This is a genomic window from Arthrobacter sp. Cza30 (assembly GCF_059090765.1).
Genome location: NZ_JBNHGA010000004.1, coordinates 733,053 through 758,709, shown reverse-complemented (window position 1 = coordinate 758,709; position 25,657 = coordinate 733,053). Strand labels below are relative to the sequence as shown.

Genomic DNA, 25,657 nt, shown 5'->3' with positions numbered 1-25,657 from the left:
CGCGATCCCGGAAGCGTCAGCGCCCTGCGGCGTATCCCTGCATCCCGCGCGGGTTCGCGGCGGCCCAGAGCGCGCCCGTGGCAGCGTCGCGACCCACGGCGGAGACGCGCCCGAGCGCCCAGTCACCGGCACGGGTGATGCGGTGCCCGCGGCGCTCCAGGCCCCGGATGACGTCCTCACCCAGCCGGGTCTCCACCACGGCGCCGGCGGGGGTCCAGGTGCGGGGCCAGAAGGACTCCGGCATCGCGGTGGTGTGCAGCGCCGGGGCGTCGATGGCCTGCTGGGGCGTGTAGCCGCCCACGATGATCCGCAGCAGCGCCAGCAGCTGCCACTGGTCCTGCTGGTCGCCGCCGGGGGAGCCGATCGCGAACTCCGGTCGGCCGTCCGAGAGCACGAGCGTGGGCGTGAGCGTGGTGCGCGGCCGCTTCCCCGGAACGAGGGAGGACGGATGCCCCGGTTCGAGCCACGTCATCTGCAGGCGCGTGCCCAGGCAGAAGCCCAGCGCGGGGATCGTCGGCGAGGACTGCAGCCAGCCGCCCGACGGCGTCGCGGAGACGATGTTCCCCCAGCGGTCCACGACGTCGAGGTGACAGGTGTCGCCCCGGGTCTCGCCCGTCTTGGCGACGGTCGGCTCGCCGGTCCCGACTCCGGTCGCCGCGTACGAGGTGCGCAGCGGCGGCTGGAATCCTGCTCGACCCGCGATCGTCCCGGGACGGAACTGCTCGGATGCCTCCGCCGTGATGAGCTCCCGCCGCTGGGCGAGGTAGTCCTCGGACAGCAGGGCGTCGAGATCGACCTCGTCGTCGCCGAACCAGGCGTCGCGGTCGGCGAGGGCGAGCTTCTGCGCCTCGAGGATGGTGTGCGCCCCCAGCTCCTGCGACGGGTCGAGGGCGTCGTCCGCGAGCGGTTCGAGGAGCGCCAGCGTCTGCAGCAGCGCCGGTCCCTGCGTCCACGCGCCCGCCTTGGCGATGGCGCGGCCGCGGAACGCGCGGGTCACCGACTCCTCGTACCCCGCCTGGAACGCCGCGAAGTCGTCGGGGGTGATCACGGCCGCGTGGGCGCCGCCGTGCGAGTGGCGATGCGGGCGGGCCAGGAACGCCGAGGCCTCGTGGGCCACGATCCCCTCCCGCCACTCCCGGCGGGCCGCGTCGATGCGCGCCGCGCGGCCGACCGGTCCGTCGTCGCGCACCGTGCAGGACGCGTGCACGAGGCTGTCGAGCACATCGCCGTACGCGGGATTGCGGACGATGTCGCCCGCTGCCGGCGGCGCACCGGAGGGCATCCACAGGTCCGCCGAGGTCGTCCAGTCATCGGCGAACAGCTGAGCGACCCGCGCGATGGTGGCGGCGGCGCCGGCGACCAGCGGGTGTCCGTCTCGGGCGTACCCGATCGCGTACGACAGCACGTCGGCCAGCTCCCACGTGCCGTGGTCGCGCAGCAGCAGCAGCCATGCGTCGACCGCGCCGGGCACCGCCGCGGCGAGACCGCCGGCCCCGGGCACCAGGTCGAGGCCTTCGTCGCGGTAGTGCTCGATCGTCGCACCGGCCGGCGCCGGACCCTGTCCCATCAGCACCGTCGGGGAGGAGGCATCCGCTGTCTGGAAGATCGCAACGAGATCGCCGCCGGGACCGTTCAGGTGCGGCTCGACGACGTGGAGGACGAAAGCGCCGGCGACGGCGGCGTCGAAGGCGTTGCCCCCGCGCTCGAGCACTGCCTGGGTCGTGGCCGTGGCGATCCAGTGGGTGGAGGCGGCCATGCCGAACGTCCCGGTGAGGGTGGGACGGGTGGTGAAGGCGGGAGGAGCGGTGTAGGTCGTCACGGCGCTGCGGCGGAAGGTCAGCGGTCCGTGCCGGACAGCCGTGCGACCCAGGCTTCGACCTCGTCGGCGGTGCGAGGGATGTCGGCGGAGAGGTTCACCGGGCCGTCCTCGGTCAGGAGGATGTCGTCCTCGATGCGCACGCCGATGCCGCGGTACTCCTCGGGGACGGTCAGGTCGTCGATCTGGAAGTACAGGCCGGGCTCGATGGTGAAGACCATCCCCGGCTGCAGCGTGCCGCCGGCGTACAGCTCCCGGCGCGCCTGCGCGCAGTCGTGCACGTCCAGGCCCAGGTGGTGGCTGGTGCCGTGCACCATGTACCGGCGGTGGTGATGCCCCGTGTCGGGGTCCATCGCCTCCTCGGCGCTGACCGGCAGGATGCCCCACTCCGCGGTGCGGCGCGCAATGACCTCCCACGCCGCGCGGTTGAGATCGCTGAACTTCGCGCCCGGCTGCGCTGCGGCGAAGGCGGCGTCCGCCGCTTCGCGCACCGTCTCGTAGATCCGGCGCTGGATGTCGCTGAACCGGCCGCTGACCGGCAGCGTGCGCGTGATGTCGGCGGTGTAGAGGCTGTCGATCTCGACGCCGGCGTCGATGAGGATGAGATCTCCCGGGAGCACCGCCCCGTCGTTGCGGGTCCAGTGCAGGTAGCACGCGTGCGGGCCGGATGCCGCGATCGTGTCATACCCGACCGCGTTGCCGTCGCTGCGGGCACGCTGGTGGAACACGCCCTCGACGACCCGCTCGCCGCGCGGGTGCTCGATGACCGTCGGGAGGTGGGCGACGATGTCGTCGAAGCCCCGCGCGGTGACCTCGACGGCGAGCTTGAGCTGCTCGATCTCGTAGTCGTCCTTGATCAGGCGCAGCTCCGAGACGAAGCGCGTGAGGTCCTCGTCCTCGTCCACGACGAGGTCGCCGTCGCGCGACTCGAACTCGTCGATGTGCGCCGTCTCCAGACCGAGGTCCGCCGCCACCGCGCCCAGAGCCGGGCGAGGACCGATCCAGAACTCGCCGATGGAGGCATCCGAGTAGAACTCCGAGGTGGTGCGGTCGGCGCGCTCGCGGAAGTACAGCGTCACGTCGTGTCCGTCGCCGTTCGGCTCGAACACCAGCATCGCGCCGGGTTCGGCGTCGGCGGCCCATCCGGTCAGATGTGCGAACGCCGAGTGGGCTCGGAACGGGTAGTCGGTGTCGTTGCTGCGCTGCTTGAGGTCGCCGGCCGGCACGACGAGGCGCTTGCCGGTGAACGCCGCCGAGACCGCGTCGCGCCGCGCGGCGGCGTACGAGGCCTGCGGACGTGCGGGCGGGATCGTCTCGGGGCGGTCGGCCCATCCCATCGAGATGGTGTCGAGGAAGCCCTGGCCGAAGGGCTGCCGCCGGTTGGTGCTCGAGGTCGTGGGTTCGGCGGGAGCCTCGGCGATCGTGTCGCTGGTGCCCGTCGGGCGGTCGGCTGCGCTGCTCATGCTCCCAGTGTCCCACGTCGCGCGGGCCCCTGCGGGATCAGTCTGCGGGCTCGAACTGGACGATGAGCGGCCGGTGATCCGAGCCCGACCCGTCCAGCGAGCGCAGCACCAGGGAGCCGGTGGCCTTCCAATGCTCGGACGCCATGACGTGGTCGATCGGCGCACCGAGCATCGCCGGGAACTGGGCCGACCAGGTGCCCACCGAGCCGCTGCCGGTCGCCACGGCGGCGTCGGTGCAGTGTCCCAGGGTCGCGCCGTCGATGCCGAGGCCGGTCATGTGGTCCACGGTGGCGTTGAAGTCCCCGGCCATGATGACGTTGCTCTGGCCGCACTGGTCCGCGAGCCACTGCAGGTCGTCGCGCCAGCGCTGCATGTAGCTGGGCCGCGGCGCGACCGCGTGCGCGGCGACCACGATCGGCCCGTCCCCATCGGTGGGCATCGCGACGGCGCTGGGAACGGTGGAGGTGTTGCTCATCCCCTCGACGGAGGACTCGATGACGGCGTAGTCGCCCATGTCGGGGGAGATGAGGAGGGTCGTCGACCCGGCATCCCACTCGGTCGAGGGGTCCTCCGCGTGATGCGCCCACATGCGATGGCCCAGCTCGCGCATCGCGACGGCCACCTTCTCGCCGGTTTCGATCGTCGTCTCCGGCAGGGCGACGATGTCGGCATCCATCGCCACGGCGATCTTGGCGATGGTCTCGGGCGCCGTCGCCGGTCCGGCGGTGTTCCACGTCATGACCCGCACGCTCGATTCGGTCTTGGCCGGAAGCGACTCCGGACCCATGCCGCCGCGGCCGACGATCACCACGGCGTTCGCCACGGCCGCCACGGCCGCGACGATCGCGAGCGAGAACGCGAACCCGCGCACGGGACGGGCGATCGCGAGCAGGAGGGCCAGGACGACCGCGGCGACGAAGACGGCGACCATCAGGCCGCGGAAGGACACGATCTGCGCGACCGGATACGTGCGCTCCAGCCGGAAGAAGGCCGGCCACGTGAGGACCGCCGCCGCGATCGCGCACAGCACGGTCACGAGGATCCCCAACAGGCGAAGCACGACGCGACTCTAGGGGAGCAGCCTGAAAGATCGGTCAGCGGTCGTGGGCATGTCGCCGCGCTACGCTCGAAGGATGCCGGGACCGTCGCCACGTGCTTCGTCCGCGTCGCGCGAGCGCCGCGAGGAGCCGCGGCTCGCGAGGGCCCAGCGGTTCGAGGGGCCGAGCGACCTGCACCTGCACTCCGCGAACTCCGACGGCACGCAGCCGCCCGCAGAGGTGATGTCCGCCGCGCACCGGCACGGGATCCGCACCGCCGCGCTCACCGACCACGACACGACCTCGGGCTGGGCGGAGGCGGCCGAGGCGGCGACATCGCTCGGCATGACGTTCATCCCCGGCATGGAGCTGTCCGCGCGCCACCAGTGGCGCAGCGTCCACGTGCTGGCGTATCTGCCCGATCCCGATGACGCGGCCCTGCGTGCGATGACCGAGCGCATCCGCTCGTCGCGACTGGATCGCGCGCGCCTCATGGCGGACCGCATCTCGCGGGACTACGACCTGGTCTGGGACGACATCCTCGCGCAGACCAGCGACGGCGCCACGGTGGGACGCCCGCACATCGCCGACGCTCTGGTGGCCCGCGGCCTCGTGCGCGACCGGGCGGAGGCGTTCTCGGGAATCCTCAGCCCGGGCGGGGACTACTACGTCGCTCTGTTCGCACCCGACCCGGTGACCGCCGTCGAGCTCGTCGTCGGAGCGGGTGGCGTCCCGATCATCGCCCATCCCGCGGGGCGGGCGGGCCTGCTGCCGCCCGCGCTCATGGAGCGGATGCTCGAGGCGGGGCTCGCCGGCTTCGAACTGGGGCATCGGGAGAACGTCGGCGCCGGGCTCCGGACGCTCCGTGAGCTGTGCCGCGACCGGGACCTGATCGTGACCGGCTCCAGCGACTACCACGGCATGGGCAAGCCCAATCAGCCGGGGGAGAACACCACCAGCGACGAGATGGTGGCCCGCATCATCGAGCGGGCACGAGGAAGCGCCCCCGTCCACCCCTGAGGGGACCGGAGGCGCTTCCTCGAGTGCAGCTCTTCGCGGGCGTCAGGCGCCGACGGAGGCGGCGCCGGCGGTGCCGGAACCGCCGCGGCGACGCCGCCGGCGCCGGGGCGCCGCATTGCCGTCGTGGTGGCCCTTCCCGGCGCCGTCGTGGGTACCTGCACCCTCGGCGGTGCGGTCGGCGCCCGCGGGCCGCGATGATCCTGCCGCGGCCTTCGCGTCGGCTCCCTGCTCGAAGCTCGCGCCCACGCGCTCGGCCGATGCGCTCGTCCGGCGGCGGCGCCGGCGCGTGCTGACGCGACCCTCGGACGCGGCTTCGGCGGCGGCGTCCGCCGCGCGCTCAGGCTGCACCCGCACGGACTGCGTCTTCGGCGCCGTCGCGATGCGGCCCTTCGTGCCCGCGGGGATGTCGAGTTCGGCGTACAGGTGCGGGCTCGACGAGTACGTCTCGACCGGCTCGGGCTGCCCGAACTCGAGCGCCCGGTTGATGAGGGCCCACTTGTGCAGGTCCTCCCAGTCGACGAAGGTGACGGCGATGCCGGTCTTGCCGGCGCGGCCCGTTCGACCGGCGCGGTGGAGGTAGGTCTTCTCGTCGTCGGGGATGGTGTGGTTGATCACGTGCGTGACATCGTCCACGTCGATTCCGCGCGCGGCCACGTCCGTCGCGATGAGCACGTCCTTCTTGCCGGCCTTGAAGGCCGCCATCGAGCGCTCGCGCGCCTCCTGGCTCATGTCGCCGTGCACCGCTCCGGCGTTGAAGCCGCGGTCGTTCAGCTCGTCGACGAGCTTCTGGGCGGCGCGCTTGGTCCGCGTGAAGATCACCGTCTTGCCGCGGCCCTCGGCCTGCAGGATGCGGGCGATGACCTCGTCCTTGTCGAGGCTGTGGGCGCGGTAGACCAGGTGACGGATGTTGGCCTGTGTGAGGCCCTCGTCCGGGTCGTTGGCGCGGATGTGGATGGGGTTCGACATGAACCGCCGTGCCAGCGCGACGATCGGTCCGGGCATCGTCGCGGAGAACAGCTGCGTGTGCCGGATCGCGGGGACCTTGGTGAAGATCTTCTCGATGTCGGGAAGGAACCCGAGGTCGAGCATCTTGTCGGCCTCGTCGAGCACGACCTCCGTCGCGTTCGACAGATCCAGCAGGCGCTGGTTGTTGAGGTCGATCAGGCGCCCGGGCGTGCCCACGACGATCTGCGCGCCCGCCCTGAGCTGGTCGATCTGACCCTCGTAGGCCTTGCCGCCGTAGATGGCCACGACGCTGGTCGAGCGGCCGGAGGTGAGCATGTCCATGTCCTCGTACACCTGCACCGCGAGCTCGCGGGTGGGAACGACGATCAGCGCCTTGACGCCGGGCGCGGGGTTCTGGCCGAGCCGCTGGACGACGGGGATGCCGAAGCCGAACGTCTTGCCCGTTCCGGTCTTGGCCTGCCCGATGATGTCCTGGCCGGGAAGCCCCAACGGGATGGTCTGCTCCTGGATCGGGAATGCGTCGACGATGCCGCGTGCTGCGAGCACGTCGACGATGTCCTGGTCTACGCCGAGGTCGGCGAAGGTCGTCACGATGAGTGCCTGTCCGGCAGTGAGATGCTGCCTGAGTCCGTGCCCTGGCGCGTCAGGCGGTGCCGTCGCGCGGGCGGAGATGAGGTCCACGCCCTTCTCTCAGCCACAGGCGCGGTGCCCCGATCCGACGCCGGGGCCGCATCCACGATACCGGAGCCAGCTGTGGGGTGCCCGCGAGACGTGCCGGGAGCGGGATGCCGCGTCGCGGCTCGGCCGGACCCTAGGCTGTTCTGCGTGGTGAAGTGGTTCTGGCAGCGCCGCGAACCCGGGCGTCGTCTGCAGCTCAGGTCGCGTGACGACGTGTCGGGCGTGCATCGTGTCGATTTCGAAGAGCTCGCCCCCGACATCGACACGTTCCTCGGGCAGGCGGCCTATCTGCAGCTGGGCTACTTCGAGACGCTGAGCGAGCTCATCCAGACCACGCCGGAGCTGGCGGAGAAGGAGGCGCTCTCGCGCGCCGCGGGCGCGGCGCTGCGCAAGCATCAGGACCTGATCCAGCTCATCCGCGAGCGCGGCGACGATCCGACGGCGCTGATGCGTCCCTTCCGGGAGCCGCTGGACGCCTTCCGCCGCGAGACCCACGGCGTGCGACCCCAGGAGACCATGCTCTCGGTGCACATCACGGCGGGGATGCTCGACGACTTCTACCTCGCCCTGTCGGCCAGCTACGGCCAGACCGGCGACCGCGTCGCGCGGATCCTCCGCGCCGACAGCGACCGGCAGGCGATCGTGGATCTCGTCACGACGACCATCGACAGCGATGCGGAATGGCGTTCGCTGCTCGCGCTGTGGGGGCGCCGGCTCGTGGGGGACACCCTGCTCATCGCCCGCGCCGCACTGCGCCGCACGGCACTGGGCGGCGCAGCCGCCGACAAGGCCGAGCCGGTGTTCACCGAGCTGATGGCCGCGCACTCGCGCCGCATGGACGCCATGGGGCTCTCGGCCTGAGCGGCCGGCGGTACGGCGCCGCACCGGCCGGATCGTGATGTGGTCAGGCGATGCCCAGACGCTGCTTCTCGCGCGCATCCCGCGCGACGCGCATGCGCGAGAGCACCGCGATGGCGGGATAGGCGACCGCGGCGGGCACCACGAGAGCGGCGAGCCACGGCCATGGCGTGTCGACGCCGACGCCCGACCACGTCAGGGCGGTCCAGGCGAGCCCGGCCGTCACGGCGCCGATCATGGGCGCCACGACGACGCCGCGGGTGAGGCGCTGACGCAGGTGGAAGTGCACGGCGACGCCGATCACGGCGCCGATGATGAAAGCGAGCAGGATCTGCACGGCGGCTCCGCTCAGGCGACGAAGCCGACGCGCCGCGACTCCTCGGTGCCCAGCTCGATGTACGCCAGACCCGCGGTGGGGACGATGTAGGAGTTGCCCTTGGAATCGGCGAAGGTCACGTGCGTCGCGCCGGCGTCCAACGCGTCCGCGATGCTCTTCTTGACCTCGGCGGCGGGCTCGTTCGTCTCGAAGTTGAGCTCGCGGCCGGTGTTCGCGATGCCGATGCGGATCTCCACGTGATGACCTCCTGCGCGGGGCGACGGTTGCTCGCCGGAAAGGCTGAGGGCTCCCCGGACGCATGGCCACTCTACGACACCCGGCGCGAGGTCCCGGTCGCCCGCGAAACGCTCTGGGCGAACGGTCGATGTCGGCCGGTCGCGCTACCGTCGAGGACATGGTTCCCCCAGGCGCAGCGACGATCACGGACGATGTCCGCGACGTCGCCGCGACGACCCGGACGCCGCCCCCGAGCGCGCTGCGGTTCGAGCCCGACGCCGATCAGGCCGACGTGATCGGGCTGCCGGCGGACGACTGCGGCGTGGTCGCCGGCGCTCCCGGATCCGGCAAGACGGCGACGCTGATCGCTCGCGTCGCGGCCCTCGTTCAGGCCGGGGTGGAACCCGACGGCATCCTGGTGCTGACGCCATCGCGCCAGACCGCGACGGCACTCCGCGACCGCCTCGGGCTCGCGGTAGGACGGGCGACGGCGGGGCCGCTCGCGCGCTCGGTCGCGTCGTACGCCTTCCAGCTCGTTCGCGCGCACGCCGTGGCGACCGAAGCCGAGCCGCCGCAGCTGCTCACCGGAGGCGAGGAGGACCAGATCATCCGCGACCTCCTGGACGGCGACGCGGAGGACGAGACGGCCGGACCGTCGCGCTGGCCCGACTGGCTCGGACCCGCCGTCCGCGGCACCGCCGGCTTCCGCACCGAGGTGCGCACGTTCCTGGCCGAGTGCACGACGCTCGGCATCGAGCCCGCGCGTCTGCGCGCACTGGGGGAGCGCGACGGGATCCCGGCGTGGGTGTCGCTGTCCTCTTTCTTCGCCGAGTACCTGCAGGTGCGCGCAGGCATGCGAGGTGCGCATCGCGACGCCGCAGGCCTGGTGCGCGAGGCGGTCGGGCTGCTGCGCACCGCGCCCCCCGGCAACCCGGCGATCGATCGCGTCCGGGTCGTGCTGGTCGACGATGCGCAGGAGCTCACGCTGGGCGGCGTCGAGCTCGTGGAGGCCGCGCGCATGCGTGGGGCCGCTGTGCTGGCCTTCGGCGACCCCGACGTGGGCTCGGGGTCCTTCCGAGGCGCGACACCCGAGAACTTCGCGCGTCTGGCCGCATCACTGGGCGTCGTCCACGTGCTCCGCGCCTCCCACCGGGGTACCGCGTGGCAGCGCGAGCTCGTGCGGCGGGTGACTCAGCGCATCGGCGCCGTCGGGGTCGTCGCGCACCGTACACCCGGATCCGACGCCCACCCGGACGGCTCCGTCCGCGCTCTCACCCTGCGGTCGCAGGCGGAGGAGTACGACGCCGTCGCGCGGCTGCTGCGTGAGCGGCACGTGCACGAGGGGGTGGCGTGGGACGCATGCGCCGTGATCGCTCACGACACCCGTCAGATCGCGGCACTCGAGGCGGAGCTGTCGGCACGGGACGTGCCGGCACGATCGAGCGGTCCCGGTCGCGCACTGGGAACGCTCCGACCTGTCCGGGATCTGCTGCGCCTGATCGATCTCGCCGCTCGCGAGGACTGGACCTTCGAGGACGTCACCGAGGCGCTCGTGGGCACGTACGGACGACTGGATCCGATCGAGCTGCGGCGGCTGCGATCGGCGCTGCGCCACGTCGAGCTCCGCGCCGGTGCCGAGAGCGAGCGATCGGGTCGCGAGCTGGTGCTGTCGGCGATGCTCCGGCCGCTCGAGTTCGACCTCCTCGACACGCGTGAGGCTCGCCGGGCGGCTGCACTGGCCCGCACGCTGGCCGCCCTGCGCGACGAGCTCGATCGCGGTGCGACGGCGCACGAGCTGCTGTGGACGGCGTGGGATCGCAGCGGCCTCGAACGGGTGTGGGCCGAGCTCGCCCGCGGGCACGGGCCGCTCGCCGAGCAGGCCAACCGGGATCTCGACGCGGTCGTGGCACTGTTCCAGGCCGCGAAGCGCTTCGTGGAGCGTTCGGTCGACGCCGACCCGCGGGTGTTCGTCCGCTCGATCCTCGACAGCGGCGTGGCCGAGGATCGCCTCGACGCGCCGCCGAGCGAGGGCACGGTCCGCATCCTCACCCCGGCCGGCGCCCTCGGACTCGAGTTCGACACCGTCGTCATCGCGGGCATGCAGGAGGGCGTATGGCCCAACACGCGTCTGCGCGGCAGCCTGCTCGACACCTGGCGCCTCGCGGATGCCGCCACGCGGGGGGACCACGCGCCGGCAGGCGCCGTCGATCGCCGGCGCGCCGCGATGCACGATGAGCTGCGACTGCTGGCCCGTGCGCTCTCGCGGGCGACATCCCGCGTCGTGGTGACCGCGGTGGACGATGACGACACCGGTCCGAGCGTGTTCTTCGAGCTCCTGCCCGACCCCGAGCGATACACGGTGGACCATCCGCTGTCGCTTCGCGGCTTGGTCGCGCTCCATCGCCGGACCTTGACCGAGGGTGCCCCGCGTGCGGCAGCGGAGCACGCCGCCGGTCAGCTCGCACTGCTGGCCGACGCCGCAGTCGCCGGTGCGGCGCCGCGGGACTGGTACGGCGTGGCGCCGCCGACATCCGCGGGACCGCTGCGTGATCTCTCGCGGGAGGACATCCGCGTGTCGCCGTCGCGTCTGCATGCGCTGGAGGAGTGCGAGCTGAACTGGGTCATCGGCGACCTCGGCGGCGACCCCGGCAGTACGACTGCGGGTCTGGGAACCATCATCCACGCCGCGCTGGAGCACGCATCCGGCATCGATGAGGACAGCCTGTGGGCGCAGGTGGAGGCACGCTGGGGCGAGCTCACGTTCGAAGCGCCGTGGCGGGATCGCGCCGAGCAGGCACGCGCACGCGACCTCGTGCGGCGCCTGCACCTCTACCTGCGTCGGTTCGAGCAGTCGGGCGGATCGCTCATCGAGGCCGAGCCGCACTTCGAGGTCGCGATCCCGGTGGCCGATGCCGGCGACGAGCACGGCGTGATCCTCTCAGGCTTCATCGACCGCGTCGAACGCACCCCGGAGGGCACCGTCGTGATCGTGGACCTGAAGACCGGCAAGCGCGAACCGCAGACCGACGCCAAGGTGATCGACAACCCGCAGCTGGCGGCCTATCAGCTGGCGTTCGAGGCGGGTGCCATCTCGGCGGCGGCGGATCTGGCGCCCGGCGGTGCGAAGCTCCTCGTGCTGCGGCCGACGGCGGCGAAGGCCGACTACGTCACGCCCTGGCAGCCGCCCTTCGACGACGAGCGCCGTGCGGCGTTCCTCGCCCGCGTGCAGGCCGCCGTCGACGTGATGCGGGGGACGACGTTCACGGCTCCCTACGAGGAGCACTGTCGGGACGAGCACGCGTACGGGCTGTGCCGGATCCACACGATCGGCGCGGTGAGCGCATCGTGAGCGCGGGAACCGGGCCCGTGCTGTCAGCGCGGGTGATCGCCGCGGCGCTCGGGCAGTTCTCTCCCACCGATGAGCAGACGGCCGTCATCGAGGCCCCGCTCGAACCCGCATTGGTGGTGGCGGGCGCCGGGAGCGGCAAGACCGAGACGATGGCGGCCCGGGTGGTGTGGCTCGTCGCGAACGGCATCGTGCGCCGCGACGAGGTGCTGGGGCTGACCTTCACGCGCAAGGCCGCGGGAGAGCTGTCCGAACGCATCCAGAAGCGCCTCGCGCGACTGGCCGAGTTCGAGCGTCGCGGTCTGCTGCCCGCACTCCCCGAGCTGGCCGCCGCGGGACGACTGGACGTCTTCGGCGACCTGGAGCGCTCCGGCGACGGTGCGCGTGCGGCGGCGGCCCGGCACGACGCGCTGGACGCACTCGCCCGGATGGTCGGCGCGCAGCCGCAGGAGGTCGATGACGACGCGCTCCTGCACCGCCCCACCGTTGCGACGTACAACAGCTTCGCGGATCAGATCGTGCGCGAGCATGCGGTGCGCATCGGGCGGGACGCCGAGTCGGCGGTGCTGTCGGAGTCGGCGGCATGGCTGCTGATGCGGCGCGTGGTGTTCGCCTCCGATGATCCCCGTCTCGAGCAGCGCGGCGAGGCGGTGCGCACCATCGTCGACGCGGCGCTGCGCATCGCGCGGGACGGCGTCGACAATCTCGTGGACTTCGATCAGCTCGCCGCCTTCCCCGCCCGGTTCCGGCGGGTGCTCGACCTTCCCTCCACCCGCAAAGGAACGACGGTGTACGCGCCCGTGGCGGAGGCGGTCGACAAGGTCGACGCGTTGAGCCTGCTGTGCGACCTCGCGCGCGAGTACGCCGCCGAGAAGCGGCGGCTGGGCGTCATCGACTTCTCCGACCAGGTCGCCGGCGCCCTGGAGGTGGTCGCGGGTCATCCTGCCGTGGCCGCAGAGCTCCGGGATCGCTACCGCGTGGTCCTCCTCGACGAGTACCAGGACACCTCGGTCGTGCAGACCGACCTGCTCGCGACGCTGTTCGCCGGCACCGGTGTGATGGCGGTGGGAGACCCGCATCAGGCGATCTACGGGTGGCGGGGAGCCAGCGCCGGGAACCTGGGCGGCTTCCCGGCGGCGTTCTCACCGGACGTCCCCTGCGCGCAGTACGCACTGCTGACGAGCTGGCGCAACAGCGCCTCCGTGCTGACCGCCGCCAACGCGGTGCTCGCGCCGCTGGCCGCCTCTGCGGCGGTGCCGGTCTCCGAGCTGCGAGCGCGGCCGGGCGCCCCGGACGGCGAGATCGAACTCGCCTTCGACGCCGACCTCGACAGCGAAGCCGATCGGGTCGCGGAGTGGTTCTCCCGCGTGCGCACCCGCAGAGCCGGCGAAGGGCGCACGACGACCGGTGCGATCCTGTTCCGCAGCAAGAAGCACATGGTGCGCTTCGCCGACGCGCTCGGGCGCCGGGGCATCCCGCACCGCATCCTCGGACTCGGAGGGCTCCTGTCCACGCCCGAGGTCGTCGACGTCGTCTGCGCGCTGCGGGTGATCAGCGACCCGACCGCAGGGTCGCCGCTGATCCGCCTCCTCGCCGGGCCCCGCTGGCGCATCGGCCTCCCGGATCTCCGGGAGCTGGCGGCGCTGGCGCGGCGGATCGCTCGGCACGACGCCGCTCTGCAGCCGCTGGCACCCGAGGTCGTCGAGCGGATCCGCGGCAGCGCCGGCGATGACGACGGCTCGCTCGTGGACGCGCTGGATTTCATCGCGCGCCACGCGCCCGACCACGGCTGGCTCGCGGGCTTCACTCCTGACGCGCGGGAGCGCCTGCGGGACGCCGCGTCCGTCTTCACCGGGCTCCGCCAGGCCATCGGGATGCCGATCCCCGATCTCGTGCGGCTGATCGAGCTGGAGCTGCGTCTGGACGTGGAACTGGCCGCGAACGAAGCGCGCGGACCCGCCCGCGTCGCGTCCGCGCAGCTGCGCGCGTTCGTCGACGAGGTGCACGCCTTCCTCGCAGCCGACGAGTCCGGGTCGCTGCCGAGTCTGCTGGCCTGGCTCGACCATGCCGAGCAGCTGGACGAGTTCGCGCCCCGCACCGAGCCGCCCGAAGACGACGTGGTGCAGCTTCTGACCATCCACGGCTCCAAAGGGCTCGAGTGGGATGCCGTCGCCGTGGTGCGGATGGTCAAGGACGAGCTGCCGAGCGCCCCGCGGGACACGAAAGCGTGGCTGGGATTCGGGGTCCTGCCGTACGCGTTCCGCGGCGACGCGCCCTGGCTTCCCTCACTCGCGTGGCAGTCGGCGCAGACGCAGCAGGAGCTCAAAGCCGCCATCGACGCCTTCGTCGAGGCGAACCGTGCGCGCCAGCACGACGAGGACCGCCGGCTGGCGTATGTCGCGGTGACACGCGCCCGCGAGCAGCTGATGCTGAGCGGGTCCAGCTGGTCGGGCACGAAGCGCCCGCGGGAGCGCAGCGTCTTCCTCTCCGAGATCGCCGACGCGCTCGGAGTGCCCCTGCCCGCGGACGATCCCGCCGACGACCCGTATCAGGGGGAGCGGCGCGCGCTGCAGTGGCCGATGGATCCGCTGGGCACCCGGCGTGCCGCCGTCGAGCGGGCCGCAGCAGCCGTGGAGCAGGCGATGTCGGCGCCGCGCGTCGAGCTCGATCCGCAGGCGGCGCTTCTGCTCGCCGAGCGCGACGCCCGACGCGCGCGACCGGTCAGGATCGCTCCGACCCGTATCGCGGCATCCCGCTACAAGGACTACGTCGCCGATCTCGAGGGGACGCTCGCACGCATCGCCCGGCCGATGCCCGAGCGGCCGTTCCGCCAGACCCGCCTGGGCACTCTTTTCCACGCGTGGGTGGAACAGCGATCCGGCGGCGTGGGGCTGGGCGGCTCGATCGACGACGCGCTGTGGGAGTCGGATGAGGAGCTGTCCGGGACGCAGTCGTCCAGCGAGGATGCCGCGGCGCTCGCGGCGCTGCGCGAACGATTCCTCGCGTCGGAGTGGGCGACGCTGCAGCCGATCGAGGTCGAGACCGAGATCGACTTCGCCACGACCGGGCCGGACGGCCGGCCGCACATCATCATCTGCAAGCTGGACGCGGTCTACCGTCGCGAGGATCGCGGAGGCCGCATAGAGATCGTCGACTGGAAGACCGGCGCGGCGCCGCGCACGGCGGCCGAGAAGCGGGAGCGGATGCTGCAGCTGGAGCTGTACCGGCAGGCGTATCACGCCAGGCACGGCGTCCCCCTGGATGAGATCGACGTGGCGCTGTTCTACGTCGGAGAGGACATCGTCCTGCGCGGCTGAACGGTTCGGCCGGTGGTCGCCGGAGCGTCAGTCGGCACGCCAGCGGCGCAGCGCCGCCTCCGAGGCGCGCTCGGCGTCGGCCGCGGCATCCGTCTCGGTGCCGTCGTCCGCCGTCGACGTGCGGCCGGACCGCGCGCCCGGAGACGTCGGCAGGAGGATCGGCGCGGTGGACAGTCGGTCGTGGGCGTGCGCGGCGCGTGACGTGTCGCCGGCGTCGCCCCGTTGGCCCTGCGCGCCCGTCCCGACCGCGTCATCGTCGTCGTGGCTGTCGTCCTGATCGGCCATCCACTGGGAGAGCTCTTCCGGATCGTACGTATCTGTGTGCATCGACGTGTCGACCGCAGGCGGGGCCGCCTCCGGCATCCGGTCCAGCAGCGCGATCGCCTCGTCCACGCCGAGACCCGGCGCCGCCACGAGGTCCTCGTCGGCGACGCCGCGCGCGAGCGACTCCAGCAGCTCGACGGCATCGGACACGAGGTCATCGCGCCCGGATTCGTGGCCGTGCACCAGCCACTTCGCGAACTCCAGCTCTGCGTACAGGCGCGACCTGTCGCGCACGTGCGCGTCGGGCGCGCGGTCGCTGTGCGAGACGTAGGACTCGTAGACGTCGTCCGCCGCCGTGGGCGCTGCGGCGAGCCACTGCAGATCCGTCGCGGGATCGCCCACCGACAGACCGTGCCAGTCGAGCAGTCCCGTCACCGTGGGAACGCCCTCCAGGTCCTCGTACAGGAAGGATGCGGCGCCCGCTCCACCGAGCACGACCGCCGACTCGAAGCGCCACAGATCCTCGGCGTCGAGCGCCCGATGCCAGCGCCGCTCCAGCACGCGAGGCAGACGTCCGGTGGCGTCGGCGCGGTCGACGATGCGAGCGGCGTCCGCGCGGACCTGCTGAGGCGTGCGCGCCGGAAGGCCCTCGGCCCGGACGATCGACGGGGGAAGCGCGTGGAGTGCGGCGAGGGCGGCACCGACCGAGGTCGCCGCCCCGAAGCCCGGCGGCACGTGCGCAGCATCGACCCGGTAGCCGGGCAGGAAATCGACCACGACGACGCGGGCGTCGCCCAGCCCGGTCTCGCCCAGCAGCTCCGGCGCCCGGAAGGGGAGCAGACCCCGCACCCCGGGTGTGAGCGCACGCAGCGCCCGCACTTCGGCCGCCAGCTCCTCGCCCGCCGCAGAGTCGGCGGGAGCGCGGACGACCACGCGCCGGCCGTCGTCGAGATCCGCCACCGCGGTGTCGAACCGACCGGCGGCGCCCTCGGTGAGCGCACCGACTCCGACGACGCCGACGCGCGGCAGAGCCGAGGTGACGGACGCGGCTAGAGTGAGGGGGGAGCGTGCCATGTGCCCAGGGTAGGTCGGGCTCGCCCGTCCACCTTCGCGCCACGCCCTGGCCGCGCGACCGCACCGGGGAACGGCGGCGGCCGGACCGGCCCGATCGACGAACCGGAGACATCTCGATGACGGCGCCCGACAGCTCGAGCGTTCCGCCGCTGGCGCGCGCGGGACTGGACCGGTCCGCCACGGACAGGCTCGCACCGGACCTGATCGAGACCGCGAGGCGCGACCCGGCGACGCGGGTGCTCGTCGTGGTGGGGGATGCCGCGCCGCTGGCTCGTCCCGACGCGCTGCTGTGGCTCGCGCCGGACGCGGTGCCGGGCGGCGCGGAGTGGGCCTTCCTCGGCCGCGACACCGGGGGCGGCGTGCGGCTCACCGCGGTGTTCGCTGCCGCCGAGGAGGAGCCCCTCGACGCGCCGGCGGGATGGGCCGGCCTCCGCTCGGTCGGCGGCGCCCTCGCCGCCGACGACGCCGGGGCGTTCGTGGAGGCCCTCAGCCTCGGACGCTGGCTGATCGATTCGCCGCACTGCCCGTTCTGCGGAGCCCTCACCATGCTGATCGACGCCGGCTGGTCACGTCGCTGCCCGAGCTGTGGACGGCAGCATTTCCCGCGCACGGATCCCGCCGTCATCGTGGCGATCACGAGCGCCGACGATCCCGATGCCCTGCTGCTCGGGTCGAACGCGCTGTGGGGCCCCGAGCGGTTCTCGTGCTTCGCCGGCTTCGTCGAGGCAGGAGAGTCGCTGGAAGCGGCGGTCCGTCGCGAGGTCGCCGAGGAGTGCGGCGTGGACGTCGCCGAGGCGACCTACCGGGGCTCGCAGGCGTGGCCGTACCCGCGCTCGCTGATGCTCGGCTTCCTCGCGCGCGCCCGGGACGACGCGGCGGCGCGCGCGGACGGTGAGGAGATCGCGGCCGTCCGCTGGTTCCGTCGCGACGAGATCGGGGCCGCGCTCGCCGGGAGGGGCGATGTGGTCCTGCCCGGCTCCGCCTCGATCGCCCATCAGCTGATCAGCGATTGGTATGCGGGGGCGACGACGTGAGCGGCCGTGCCCTCCAGGGACTGGACGAGCGGCAGCTGGAGGCCGTGACGGCGCTGCGCGGCCCCGTGGTCGTGCTCGCGGGAGCCGGCACGGGCAAGACCCGCGTCATCACCCACCGCATCGCGCACGGCGTCGACACGGGCGCCTACTCGCCCGGACGCGTCATGGCGGTGACGTTCACCACCAAGGCGGCCGGCGAGATGCGGGGGCGGCTGCGCGCGATGGGCGTGGAAGGCGTGTCGGCGCGCACCTTCCACGCGGCGGCCCTCGCGCAGCTGAACTACTTCTGGCCGACCCTCGCCGGTGACACCGCTCCCGGGATCGTCGACAACAAGGTCCGCCTTCTCGCGCACGCGGCCGACGGCATCGGCATCACGCCGGATACGGCGACGCTCCGAGACGTCGCGAGCGCCATCGAGTGGCGCAAGGTCTCGATGCTGAGCATCGACGAGTACGCCGCCGCGAGGCCCGGCGGCGTGGGCCGCCTGTCCGTCGACCGCGTCGTCGCGCTGCAGCACGCCTACGAGAAGCTCAAGGACGAGCGCCGCCAGCTGGACTTCGAGGATGTGCTGCTCGCCTGCGCCGGGATGCTCGAGGCCGAGCCCAAGGTGGTCGCCGCTGTCCGCGAGCAGTACCGGCACTTCACCGTCGACGAGTTCCAGGACGTCTCCCCGCTGCAGAACCGCCTGCTCGAGCTCTGGCTCGGCGATCGCCGTGACCTCTGCGTCGTCGGCGACGCCAGCCAGACGATCTATTCGTTCGCCGGCGCCGAGGCGCGGTTCCTGCTCGACTTCGACAGGCGATACGAGGGCGCCCGTGTGGTGCGCCTGGAGACGAACTACCGCTCGGACGCGCCCATCCTCGCCGTCGCGAACGAGCTGATGCGCGGCCGGCCGGGTGCGCTGCATCTGAGCGCCGCCGCACAGCGCTCGCCCGAGCCCGAGGCGGTGCCGACACTGACCGCGTTCGACGACGACGCCGCGGAGGCGCGCGCCGTGGCGAGCCGCATCCGGCAGCAGATCGCAGGAGGCGTCGATCCCCGGCGGATCGCGGTGCTGTATCGCGCGCACGCGCAGTCCGCCGAACTCGTCGCCGCTCTCGCCGACGCCGGAATCGCCTCCACGGTGCTGGGAGGGCGGCGCTTCTTCGACCTGCCCGAGGTGCGTCAGGCGATCATGGCGCTGCGCGGCGCGTCGGTCGCGCCGATGGAGCGCGGGTTCGTCGACGCGGTCCGCGACGTGCTGCGCTCGCTCGGCCTCACAGACGAGCCGCCGGAAGCCGGCGGCGCGTTGCGCGACGCGTGGGAAGCGCGAGCGGCGCTGCTGCGGCTGGCGGAGGAGGCGCCGCCGGGAACCAACCTGCGCGTCTTCACCGACGACCTCGCCGCGCGAGCCCGTGCCCACGACGAGCCGTCGCTGCGGACGGTGACCCTGTCGACCCTCCACGCCGCGAAGGGTCTGGAGTGGGATCACGTGCACCTGGTGGGCGTGGCGGAGGGGCTGCTCCCGATCTCGTACGCGACCACGTTCGAGCAGGTCGACGAGGAGCGCCGGCTGGCTTATGTCGGCATCACGCGGGCCGGGCGAACGCTGTCCCTGACATGGTCGCGCGGGGGAAGGGAACGGCAGCCGTCGCGGTTCCTGCGAGAGATCGGCAACGGCACGCTGCGTGCGGTCGGTGGGTCCGGACGCTCCGGTGCAGCGAGCCGGCGCGCAAGCCCACCGCGCGGGTCGCGGCGCGGGACGGGTGCCGATCGCGTTCGGTGAGAAGCCGCGCCGCGACGATCCCCGCCTCCCACGCCACCGACTCCTCGGTCTCGACCGGCCGGCCCATCAGCTGCGCCGCGACGGCCGGCCAGGCCGCATCCTCCTGCGCGCGGCGGGCGTCGACGCACGAGAGGCACGCCGTCACGCCCGGAATGACGAGGGGTCCTACTTCGGCCGCCGTGCCCGCGAGGATCACCGGGAGATGATGCGCGTCGGCCGCCATCAGGGCCGCCCCGGCGGCGGGCGGGACCACGTGCTGCGCGACCAGCACGACCGGGGCCGCTCCGGGCGCCACACCGCCGAGCGGATCGGATCCCGGGGCCTGTCGGACCTCCAGGCGTCCGGCGGTGAGCCCCGCCGCGACGGCGGCGCGCGCGGCATCCGGCACGTTCCCGATCGTGCGCAGGATCACCGTGCGCGGCGGGGACGCGGCCGCAAGACACGGCCTGATACAGGCGAGGAAGGCCGCAGCCGCCTCCTCCGACGGAGCGCCCAGCGCCTCGGCGAGTGGGCCGTAGGCGCTGTCGGGGATGCCCCGCTCGAGCTCGCGCACGACGCGGAGCTGCCACGGAGCGGGGTCGGCCACGCGGGCCACCGGCACGGCGCCGAACTGCAGAACCGTCGGCGAGCGCCACACCGGAGGATGAGCCGAGTCGATGCGCATGGCTCGATCCTGCCGTCGGCCCTGTCGCGGTGAACGGCTGTCCACAGGCTCGGCGCCTCCGCGCCGGCGCGCCGAACCTGTGGAGGAGTCGATGTCACTCCGAGCGGCTGCTCCCCGGCGCGTCGTCGTCCTCATCCGTCGGGCGCTCGGCCGCGGCATCGTCCTCCGGGGACGGCGCGTCGGCCTGCGCCGCACCGTCCTCGTCGGCGAGCAGCCGTGCCAGCGCGTCGTCCATCTCGTCGCGCACGGGAGCCTCCCCGCGCGCACGCGCCTCCAGGCGGGCCACGAGACCGGCCGGGTCGTCGATGTCGGTCGCCGAGGGCATCAGGTCGGGATAGTCCCAGAGGGCGTCCCGCGCCGTGGGGCCGACGGCCTCGGTGACGGCACGCCACATGGCCGCGGCCTCGCGCATCCGGCGCGGCCGCAGCTCGAGGCCCACGAGCGACCCGAGCGCCCGCTCGGCGGGGCCGCCGACGGCCCGGCGGCGCCGGACCGCCTCCGCGATGCGGGGCGCGGCGGGCAGGCGCGAGGTGGCGTCGTCGGTCACGACCTCCACCCAGCCCTCGATCGTGGCCAGCAGGTTCTCGAGGCGGGCGAGGGCGGCCTTCTGCGCTTCCGAGCGCTCTGGCAGCAGCGCGCCGCTCTCGAGCGCCCGGCGCAGCTCCTCCGGCTCGGACGGATCGAAGCGGGCGGCCATCTCCTCGAGCGCATCGGTGTCGACGTGCACGCCTCGGGCGAACTCCGTCACCTGCGAGATGACATGCAGGCGCAGCCAGCGCGCGTGCCGGAACAGGCGTGCGTGCGCGAGTTCGCGCGTCGCGACATAGAGGGCCAGCTGGTCCTCGGGCACCTCCAGGTCGCGGCCGAAGTCGGCGAAGTTCTGAGGCAGGATCGCCGCGTCGCCGTCGGGCATGAGGGGGATGCCGACGTCTCCGCCGCTGACGACCTCCTTCGAGAGGTTGCCGACGACCTGACCCAGCTGGGAGGCGAACAGCGAGCCGCCCACCGTGCGCATCAGGCGGCCTGCACCCTGCACGAGGCCCTGCATCTCCTCCGGCGCCTGAGCGCTCAGCGCCGAGGTGAGAGCGTCCGCGATGCTCGTGGCCACCGGCTCGGCCAGCTCCTGCCATACCGGCAGCGTGGCCTCCACCCATGCGCCCCGCGTGATCGAACGCGGCGGGGATGCCAGCTCGGAGATCGCCGTCGCCTCGCTCAGCCACAGGTTCGCCAGCGCGAACGCCTGGTCGAGGTCGGTGCGCTGGCCCGTCGTGACCACGAGCCCGTCCTGGTTGGCGATGTGCAGGGCCTGACGCTGCGTCATGTCCCACGAGATGCCGTTCTGGCCGGCGCCTGCGAAGGCGCCCTGCAGGTGGCGCATCACCGTCTGCATCATGGCCGGATCGATGTTCATGCCCGTGAGCTCCGAGAGCTGCTCCGGGTCGAGATCGCCTGCTCCGCCGCCGAAGAGTCGCCGGATCAGCTCCTGGAACTCCTCCTCGGGACCGCGGTCTTCGTCTGCCACTTCAGTCGCCTTTCAGCCGGTCGAGACCCACGCGTTCTACGCTAGTGGCAGCATCCGTCGCACTCCCCGGCAGGGACCTGAACGCCTTACGCCGGTCGCGAACGACCAGGCATCCCTCATCAGGCACGACAGGAAGGCCCCCGCGTGGCGCTGTTCGACGAGAGCACGACGATCGAGCCCGCTGCGAAGCATCCGCTGTCGCGCCGCTCGATCGCCGGGATCTGGGCGCTCGCCATCGCGATGGTCATCCTGCTCGTGATCACGTTCCTGCCGACGTCCTACGTCATCCAGCAGCCGGGACCGGTGTACAACACTCTCGGTGAGGCGGAGGCCACGGACGGCGAGGACGTGCCCCTCATCTCGGTGGAGGGGGCCCCGACGTATCGGACGGCGGGCGCGCTGGACCTGCTCACGGTGCAGGTGCAGGGCAATCGCGAACGGACGCCGTCCTGGTTCGAGCTGGCGACCGCGTGGTTCGATCCGAGCAAGGCGGTGCTGCCGATCGATGCCGTGTTCCCCGAGGGGCAGACCACGGAGGAGCGCAACGACGAGAGCGCGGCGATGATGGTCGACTCGCAGCACGAGGCCACCGCGGCCGCGCTCACCGAGTTGGGATACGACGTGGGCGCGCGGCTGTCGGTCTACTCGCTCGTGGAGGACTCCGCCTCCGCGGGGGTCCTGGCGGAGGGCGATGTCATCCTCCGTGCGAACGGGAACGAGGTCGCCGACGTGCAGGAGCTGCGCGCGGTGATCAACGACGCCGAGGGGGATCCGATCGAGCTGGTCATCGAGCGGGACGGTCAGGAGCGTACCGTCGAGGTGACCCCGAAGGAGGCCATCGACGACGGCGAGACCATCTGGATCATCGGCGTCAACCTGATCACCGACTACGACTTCCCGATCGACGTCACGATCCAGCTCAACAACGTCGGCGGTCCGAGCGCGGGGATGATGTTCGCGCTGGGGATCATCGACACGCTCACTCCCGGCGAGCTCAACGGCGGGCAGCGCATCGCCGGCACGGGCACCATCACGGCCGAGGGCACCGTCGGGCCCATCGGCGGCATCCGGCAGAAGCTGTGGGGCGCCGTGGATGCCGGGGCGGAGTGGTTCCTCGCACCCGAGGCGAACTGCGACGAGGTCGTCGGCCATGTCCCCGGCGACCTGCAGGTCTTCGCCGTCGACGACCTCGACGACGCGCTCGCCGTCCTGGATGCCGTGCGTGACGGCGGCGATCTCGACGCGCTGCCCACCTGCACCGCCGGATGAGGCCTGCCGACCGCGGCTTCGCGGCGTACGCCCAGCGCGGACAAGGCGGGGGCGCAGAGCGGTCCGCCTAGGATGGGATCGTGACCACGACCTCAGCGCCGACTCCGGCCACACCCTCCCGAACCAGACGCGTCATCGCCATCACCCTCGCGGTCATCGCCGCGCTCGTGGTGGCGTTCTTCATCTTCGCCAGCCTCTATGCGGACTGGCTGTGGTACGACCAGCTCGGCTTCGAGTCGGTCCTGCTGACCCAGTGGGTCGCGCGCGTCGTGATGTTCGTCATCGGGTTCCTGGCGATGGCCGTTCCGGTGTGGGTCTCCATCCAGCTGGCGTACCGGCTGCGTCCCGTCTACGCGCGGCTGAGCTCGCAGCTGGACCGGTATCAGGAGGTCGTGGAGCCGCTGCGACGGCTGGCGATGTGGGGCATCCCGATCTTCTTCGGCTTCTTCGCCGGCTTCGCCGCGTCCGCGCAGTGGGAGACCACGTGGATGTGGTTCAACGGCGTGGCCACCGACACCCGCGACCCCGAGTTCGGTCTCGACACCGGCTTCTACATGTTCGCGCTCCCGTTCTGGGGCGCGCTGGTCGGGTTCGTCTCGGCGGTGCTGCTGATCTCGCTGCTGGTGACGGCGCTGGTGTCGTACCTCTACGGCTCGGTGCGCGTGGGGCAGCGCGAGCTGCGCATCTCGAAAGCGGCGCGCATCCAGCTGGCGGTGATCGCGGGGCTCTACCTCCTCGTGCAGGGCGTGAGCCTGTGGCTCGACCGGTTCCGCACGATGGTCGACACCGGCGGCCTCGGGCGGATCACCGGTCCCGGATACACCGAGGTGAACGCGGTGATCCCCGGTCAGACGATCCTGGCCTTCGTGGCGGTGATCGTCGCCCTGCTGTTCTTCGTGACGGCCTTCATCGGCCGGTGGCGCTTCCCGCTCATCGGGACGGCGCTGCTGGTGGTCTCGGCGATCGTGGTGGGCGTCGGCTACCCCTGGATCGTCAACACGTTCCAGGTGCAGCCGAACCAGCTCTCGCTCGAGCGCGAGTACTACCAGCGCAACCTCGACGGCACGAAGGACGCCTTCGGCATCGACGACATGGAGAAGACCGAGTTCACGGCGCAGACGAGCGCCGAGGCGGGTCAGCTGCGCGAGGACGCGCAGACCACCGCGCAGATCCGCATCATGGATCCCGCCATCATCGGCCCGACCGTGCGTCAGCTGGAGCAGTACCGTGCGTACTACCAGTTCCAGGATCCGCTGGATGTCGACCGCTACGAGATCGACGGCCAGCTGCAGGACACCATCGTCTCGGTGCGCGAGCTGAACATGGAGCAGCTGGGGACCGGCTCGTCGTGGGTGAACGAGACGCTCGTGTACACGCACGGGTACGGCATGGTGGCGGCGGCCGGCAACGAGCGGACCACCGACGGCAACCCGGTGTTCCTCGAGCGCGGCATCCCGGCCACCGGGTTCCTCTCCGAGAGCGAGGACTTCCAGCCGCGGGTCTACTTCGGGGAGTTCTCTCCGGCCTACTCGATCGTCGGCGCGCCGGAGGGCACCGACCCGATCGAGCTCGACTACCCGTCGGGCTCGGACGGCAGCACCGGGCCGCGTACGACGTTCTCGGGCGACGGCGGCCCGTCGGTGGGGAACATCTTCCACCGGCTGATCTACGCGCTGAAGTTCCAGTCCGAGCAGATCCTGTTCTCCGACGACGTCAACGAGGAATCCCAGATCCTCTACGACCGCGACCCGCTCACCCGTGTGCAGAAGGCCGCGCCGTACCTGACGCTCGACAACGATCCGTATCCGAGCGTCGTGGACGGCCGGATCGTCTGGATCGTCGACGGGTACACGCTGAGCGCGAACTACCCCTACTCCTCGACGGTCAGCCTCTCGAACGCGATCTCGGACTCGAGCAACCCGGCTCCGCGCTACGCGCTCGATGACATCAACTACATCCGCAACTCGGTGAAGGCCACCGTCGACGCGTACGACGGGTCGGTGACGCTGTACGCCTGGGAGGAGGACGACCCGATCCTGCAGGCGTGGCAGAAGGTGTACCCGTCGACGGTGAAGCCCATCAGCGAGATGTCGGGCGAGCTCATGAGCCACGTGCGCTACCCGACGGACCTCTTCAAGGTCCAGCGCGCGATGCTGCAGACGTACCACGTCGACGACGCCCAGTCGTTCTACGAGCGCGACAACGCGTGGGCCACGCCGGAGGACCCGCAGAACGCCAACCAGCTGCAGCCGCCGTACTACCTGACGATGCGGATGCCGGGTCAGGACACCTCCACGTTCTCGATGTTCACCACCTTCATCCCGTCCTCGCAGGGGGCGGCCAGCCGCAACGTGCTCATGGGGTACCTCGCCGCTGACTCGAACGCCGGCAGCGAGGCGGGGGTCAAGGGCGAGGACTACGGGAAGCTGCGGATGCTCGAGATCGCCGCCGACACGACGATCCCCGGACCCGGTCAGGTGCAGAACCGCTTCGACTCCGACCCGACGGTGTCGCAGCAGATCAACGTCCTGACCATCGGCCAGTCGGAGGTTCTCAACGGGAACCTGCTGACGCTGCCCGTGGGCGGCGGCCTGCTCTACGTGCAGCCGGTGTACGTGCAGGCCGCCGAGGGAACGCAGCTGCCGCAGCTGCGGAAGGTGCTGGTCGCCTTCGGTGACGACATCGCCTTCGAGGACACCCTCACCGGGGCGCTGGACGTGCTCTTCGGCGGTGACGCGGGCGCGAGCGCCGGCGACGGCGAGGTCGTCCCGGACGACGGCGGCGAGCCCGTGCCGGCACCGGAGCCGACCGGACCCGGCACGGAGCCCACGCCGCAGCCGACGGCGCCCACGGATGAGTACGGCGCGGCCCTCGAGGAGGCTCGTCAGGCGATGCTGGACCGCGACGAGGCCCTGCAGGCCGGCGACCTGGCTGCCTTCGCCGAGGCCGACGAGCGGCTGACTGCGGCCGTCGAGAAGCTCATCGAGCTGGGCGCGCAGTAACGACGACG

16 protein-coding genes are annotated in these 25,657 nt (G+C 72.1%); 8 read left to right on the top strand and 8 right to left on the bottom strand.

Features of this window, described 5'->3' with window-relative positions; all coding sequences use genetic code 11:
• Positions 1-16 precede the first annotated feature (16 nt).
• The 3 genes from AC5RVZ_RS17230 to AC5RVZ_RS17220 all read right to left on the bottom strand — a co-directional run bounded on the left by AC5RVZ_RS17230 (position 17) and on the right by AC5RVZ_RS17220 (position 4,339).
• Positions 17-1,756, bottom strand: a complete 1,740-nt coding sequence (locus tag AC5RVZ_RS17230; RefSeq protein ID WP_494067010.1) for a gamma-glutamyltransferase family protein — start codon at positions 1,754-1,756, stop codon at positions 17-19.
• An 80-nt stretch (positions 1,757-1,836) separates the two neighbouring features.
• The gene (locus AC5RVZ_RS17225) at positions 1,837-3,279 is read right to left on the bottom strand and encodes an aminopeptidase P family protein (protein ID WP_494066975.1); all 1,443 of its coding nucleotides are present in this window, start codon (positions 3,277-3,279) and stop codon (positions 1,837-1,839) included.
• A gap of 37 nt (positions 3,280-3,316) precedes the next feature.
• A complete protein-coding gene (locus tag AC5RVZ_RS17220) occupies positions 3,317-4,339 on the bottom strand; it encodes an endonuclease/exonuclease/phosphatase family protein (RefSeq protein ID WP_494066974.1) in 1,023 nt (340 codons plus the stop codon).
• A 73-nt stretch (positions 4,340-4,412) separates the two neighbouring features.
• Here AC5RVZ_RS17220 and AC5RVZ_RS17215 point away from each other — a divergent pair, with 73 nt between their 5' ends.
• A complete protein-coding gene (locus AC5RVZ_RS17215) occupies positions 4,413-5,336 on the top strand; it encodes a PHP domain-containing protein (protein WP_494066973.1) in 924 nt (307 codons plus the stop codon).
• 42 nt (positions 5,337-5,378) lie between these two features.
• Here the strand turns inward: AC5RVZ_RS17215 and AC5RVZ_RS17210 are convergent, their stop codons facing one another.
• Complete coding sequence (locus AC5RVZ_RS17210; RefSeq protein ID WP_494066972.1) at positions 5,379-6,893, bottom strand: DEAD/DEAH box helicase; 1,515 nt, start codon at positions 6,891-6,893, stop codon at positions 5,379-5,381.
• A gap of 234 nt (positions 6,894-7,127) precedes the next feature.
• Here AC5RVZ_RS17210 and AC5RVZ_RS17205 point away from each other — a divergent pair, with 234 nt between their 5' ends.
• Positions 7,128-7,841, top strand: coding sequence for a ferritin-like fold-containing protein (locus AC5RVZ_RS17205; RefSeq protein WP_494066971.1), 714 nt, complete (start codon positions 7,128-7,130; stop codon positions 7,839-7,841).
• 43 nt (positions 7,842-7,884) lie between these two features.
• On the opposite strand, the gene AC5RVZ_RS17200 is transcribed toward AC5RVZ_RS17205, so the two are convergent.
• Positions 7,885-8,175, bottom strand: a complete 291-nt coding sequence (locus AC5RVZ_RS17200; RefSeq protein ID WP_494066970.1) for a hypothetical protein — start codon at positions 8,173-8,175, stop codon at positions 7,885-7,887.
• 11 nt (positions 8,176-8,186) lie between these two features.
• Positions 8,187-8,411 (bottom strand): DUF3107 domain-containing protein, encoded by a 225-nt coding sequence (locus AC5RVZ_RS17195; protein ID WP_494066969.1) that lies wholly within the window; start codon positions 8,409-8,411, stop codon positions 8,187-8,189.
• A gap of 158 nt (positions 8,412-8,569) precedes the next feature.
• On the opposite strand from AC5RVZ_RS17195, the gene AC5RVZ_RS17190 reads away from it, so the two are divergent.
• Both AC5RVZ_RS17190 and AC5RVZ_RS17185 read left to right on the top strand, forming a co-directional pair.
• On the top strand, positions 8,570-11,740 hold the full coding sequence (locus tag AC5RVZ_RS17190; protein ID WP_494066968.1) for an ATP-dependent helicase: 3,171 nt from the start codon (positions 8,570-8,572) through the stop codon (positions 11,738-11,740).
• A complete protein-coding gene (locus AC5RVZ_RS17185) occupies positions 11,737-15,054 on the top strand; it encodes an ATP-dependent DNA helicase (RefSeq protein ID WP_494066967.1) in 3,318 nt (1,105 codons plus the stop codon). Before AC5RVZ_RS17190 ends, AC5RVZ_RS17185 begins: the two co-directional genes overlap by 4 nt.
• A gap of 27 nt (positions 15,055-15,081) precedes the next feature.
• Here AC5RVZ_RS17185 and AC5RVZ_RS17180 read toward each other — a convergent pair whose 3' ends face one another.
• The gene (locus AC5RVZ_RS17180) at positions 15,082-16,392 is read right to left on the bottom strand and encodes a phosphotransferase (protein WP_494066966.1); all 1,311 of its coding nucleotides are present in this window, start codon (positions 16,390-16,392) and stop codon (positions 15,082-15,084) included.
• Between the two features lie 116 nt (positions 16,393-16,508).
• Between AC5RVZ_RS17180 and nudC the strand changes: the two genes are divergently transcribed.
• Both nudC and AC5RVZ_RS17170 read left to right on the top strand, forming a co-directional pair.
• On the top strand, positions 16,509-17,426 hold the full coding sequence (nudC, locus tag AC5RVZ_RS17175) for an NAD(+) diphosphatase (RefSeq protein ID WP_494066965.1): 918 nt from the start codon (positions 16,509-16,511) through the stop codon (positions 17,424-17,426).
• Complete coding sequence (locus tag AC5RVZ_RS17170) at positions 17,423-19,192, top strand: ATP-dependent helicase (protein ID WP_494066964.1); 1,770 nt, start codon at positions 17,423-17,425, stop codon at positions 19,190-19,192. The genes nudC and AC5RVZ_RS17170 overlap by 4 nt, the downstream gene beginning before the upstream one ends.
• Positions 19,193-19,950: 758 nt before the next feature.
• On the opposite strand, the gene AC5RVZ_RS17165 is transcribed toward AC5RVZ_RS17170, so the two are convergent.
• A complete protein-coding gene (locus AC5RVZ_RS17165; RefSeq protein ID WP_494066963.1) occupies positions 19,951-21,378 on the bottom strand; it encodes a zinc-dependent metalloprotease in 1,428 nt (475 codons plus the stop codon).
• Positions 21,379-21,522: 144 nt separating this feature from the next.
• Here AC5RVZ_RS17165 and AC5RVZ_RS17160 point away from each other — a divergent pair, with 144 nt between their 5' ends.
• A complete protein-coding gene (locus AC5RVZ_RS17160; RefSeq protein ID WP_494066962.1) occupies positions 21,523-22,647 on the top strand; it encodes a YlbL family protein in 1,125 nt (374 codons plus the stop codon).
• 80 nt (positions 22,648-22,727) lie between these two features.
• Entirely contained in the window at positions 22,728-25,649 is a 2,922-nt protein-coding gene (locus AC5RVZ_RS17155) for a UPF0182 family membrane protein (protein ID WP_494066961.1), read from the top strand.
• Positions 25,650-25,657 lie beyond the last annotated feature (8 nt).